The sequence below is a fragment of the Mesorhizobium sp. M7A.F.Ca.CA.004.04.2.1 genome (genome assembly GCF_004022825.1).
In the GTDB taxonomy this organism is placed as follows: Bacteria; Pseudomonadota; Alphaproteobacteria; order Rhizobiales; family Rhizobiaceae; genus Mesorhizobium.
Genome location: NZ_RZPH01000739.1, coordinates 1 through 3,102, shown reverse-complemented (window position 1 = coordinate 3,102; position 3,102 = coordinate 1). Strand labels below are relative to the sequence as shown.

Sequence of the window (3,102 nt, the reverse complement as noted above, 5' to 3'; positions counted from 1 at the left end):
ACATGACCCTGTTCGAGGTCGACGAGGCCGCCACCCGCATCCGCGAAGAGGTCTACGAGGATGCCGACATCATCGTTGGCGCCATCTTCGACAAGGGCATGGAAGGCCGCTTCAGGGTCTCGGTGGTGGCGACGGGCCTCGACCGTGCGTTTGGTGTGGAGGATGCCGAAGCCGGCATCGCGCGCGACCACGCCGGTCAGCCGGCGCGGACGCTTCAATAAGTCATATCGCGCGTTTATCCTCGCCAGGAGATAATTTCTCGAGGGAGACATCGCCGGATAGCAACTGGCGCAACTATTGTGTTCAGCTGTATCGATCTCGGTACCGCTGCTGCTACAAGAATCCGTCATAGACGGCCATCTATACTGGCTACCCGTATCGTTCGAGCGACGAGAGGCGCGGCTTGGAATTCGACTTGAAAACCATCGAAGCGCTTGCGCCCGATCAGGCGTCGTTGAGCGCAGCGTCCAGGTTGACCAGGCAATCGAACTGGCCACGGCTCGAAAAGAGCGATCAACTGGGGCTCCTCTGGGGGGAATGCCAGGGTTCCGGCTCCAATCCCTATCGTGTGGTCGTCGACACCGGCGACCATGGCTACAAATGCACCTGTCCGTCGCGGAAATTTCCCTGCAAGCACACTTTGGCGCTGATGTGGATTGCAGCCACCACGCCGGCCAGTTTTACCGCCGCAGGCTCGGCCCCGGAATGGGTGAATGATTGGCTCGGCCGCCGCAGGAAGGCCTCGCCGCAGCCGGCGGCGCCAGCGCCCGGTGCGGGAGGCAAGAGCATTGGCGAGGCCTCGCGCGACGACGAAAGCGCTGATGTCGAGGACGCCGCTGCGGTCGAGCGCCGCGAGGCAGCGCAGCGCAAGCGGACGCTGGATACGCAATCCGCGGTGTCGGCGGCGTTGGATGAGCTGGATCAATGGATCGCTGACCAGTTGCGGCTTGGCCTGGCCGGTTTTGTCGACAACAGCAGTGATCGTTGCCGCCGGATTGCGGCACGGCTGGTCGACATGAAGGCGACAGCGCTTGCCGGCCGCATCGACGAGATTCCGTCACGGCTGATGGGGCTGCGCAGCGAGGAGCGCCCGGACGCGGCGATCCGCGAACTAGGCAAGCTTGTGCTGGTGGCCAAGGCCTGGCGATCGACGCCAGGCGACGCCGAATTGAGGCGGCTCGTATCGACGTCCGAAAGCCGTGAGCAGGTTCTGGCCAATCCCGATGCCAAACAGGTCGAAAGCGTCTGGGAGGTGCTTGGCGAGAAGATCGAGTCGCGCCGTGACGGTCTCGTCAGCCATTCGACCTGGCTGCTCAACCTGAAGAGCGCGAGCCCGCAATTTGCTCTCTTGCTCGACTATTTTCCGGCCTCGGCCGGTCGCCGGTCGAACGCCTTCACACCGGGCGACCGGTTCGATGCCAGGCTGGTCTTTTACCCGGCACGCCAGCCGCTGCGGGCCTTGGTGGCGGACCGCAAGGGCGACGTCCCGACAGGTGAGTGGCCCGATTTCGGCTTTCACACAGCCGATCCGCTCGCGGCGCATGCTGCTCACCAGAACACAGCCCCTTGGCTCACCGATTGTCCTGTCATGCTGCCGCCCGGCGCGATCCTGCTGGACGATCGGGGCGCTGCCTGGTGGCAAGCCGCCGGCGATCCGCATGGTATCGCCTTGCCGATTGCCGACACCGTCAATCCAACGCTGCTTGGGCTGGACCTTATGGCAACGGCAGCACTTTGGAATGGCAGCCGGCTTGACCTGCTGGCGGCGCAAAGCGGTTTCGGGAGGCTTGACCTGTCGTGAACGAGATCGAGCAGACCGGCCTGGCGGCCATGCGCGACTGCTGGATCACCGGCGGGACCACCTTCGACCTGGCTCCGGGCGCGTGGAAGGAGATCGCCGGCGGTGCCAGCCCCGACGAGCGCGAACGCCGGCTGCTGGCGATCGCCGCACAAGCTCTCGACACCGCCTTGCGGCCAGCCGCGCCAAAGATGCTGAAACGCCGCCCGCAATTGCCCGAACTCGCCTTGCCGATGCTGCCGGAACGGCTGCGGCCGCTATTGCGAGCCGCGCTCAAGCATGCCGCCGACACAAGAAGCAAGTCGCGTGTGGTCACGCTCGTCGCCAGCCGCGGCTTCGTGCTGCATCCGATGGACTGGATGCCAGCCGCGTCGGATCAGAGCAGTCCGGACGTTTATGCACCCTGGATCGACTGGCAGGCAGGCGCGGACGGCGAAAAACCTGCAAGCCAGGAGCATCTGACGGTGGAAAACTGGGATGACTTCTATCCCGCCGCACGCCGCACCGCGCTCGCCGATATGCGCCGCACCGCACCGGCTTCGGCTCGGCAACTGATCGAAACCAAAGCCTCCGGAGAGCCGGCGGAGATCAGGATTGCACTCGTCGACCTGTTGCGCTTCGGCCTGGGTGCCGATGACGTGCCATTCCTGAAGAGCCTCTCCGCCGATCGTTCCGGCAAGCTGCGCGAGCTCGCTGGCCGGTTGCTGGCAAGATTGGGAGAGCACGGCTCGCCAGGCGGTGGCGGGCCGGAAGATCCGACGGCCGAACTCGCTGCCTTCATCGCTGAAGGCAAATCCGGCTTCATCCGCCGCCGCACCACCTACACGCCGGCAAAACTCAAATCGCCGGCGCAGGAAAGACGTCGCGCCGAACTGTTCGAGACCTGTAACCTGGTCGACCTCGCCACGCGCTTCGGCACCACCGAATCCGAGTTTATCGGGGCGTGGCAATTCGGCGCCGAGAGCAATGCCGATATCCTTGTTGCCCGAATGGTCGCCGCGTCGGGCAGCGACGCCGCGGTGACGCACATGGCGGATATGCTTGTCGCCGAACGTGACAAGCCCGCACTCTTCGTCCTCCACCTCATGGCGCGTCTGGACAGCCGCAGGAAGCGTGTCCTGGTCAGGTCGATCCTGAAGGACACGCAACATCTTGGCGCGCTCAATCTGGCCGAGGGCCTCGAAGCAAGCTGGCTGGAATGGGCCGACCTGACAAACGGCCAGACGCTCGCGGCGCTTCGCTCCGCTGTTGCAGCAAACGATGACGCTGTGAGGCGAGGCGTCGACCAGCTTCTGGAAACTATG

2 protein-coding genes and 1 pseudogene are annotated in these 3,102 nt (G+C 64.6%); all 3 read left to right on the top strand.

The window, feature by feature from the left end; all coding sequences use genetic code 11:
- Nucleotides 1-221 (top strand): annotated as a pseudogene (locus EN893_RS26155) (cell division protein FtsZ); the annotation flags it as partial.
- A 194-nt stretch (nt 222-415) separates the two neighbouring features.
- A complete protein-coding gene (locus EN893_RS26150; RefSeq protein WP_236383125.1) occupies nt 416-1,801 on the top strand; it encodes an SWIM zinc finger family protein in 1,386 nt (461 codons plus the stop codon).
- A partial coding sequence (locus tag EN893_RS26145; protein WP_128361886.1) for a DUF5691 domain-containing protein occupies nt 1,798-3,102 on the top strand: 1,305 nt, incomplete at its 3' end. The genes EN893_RS26150 and EN893_RS26145, both read left to right, overlap by 4 nt.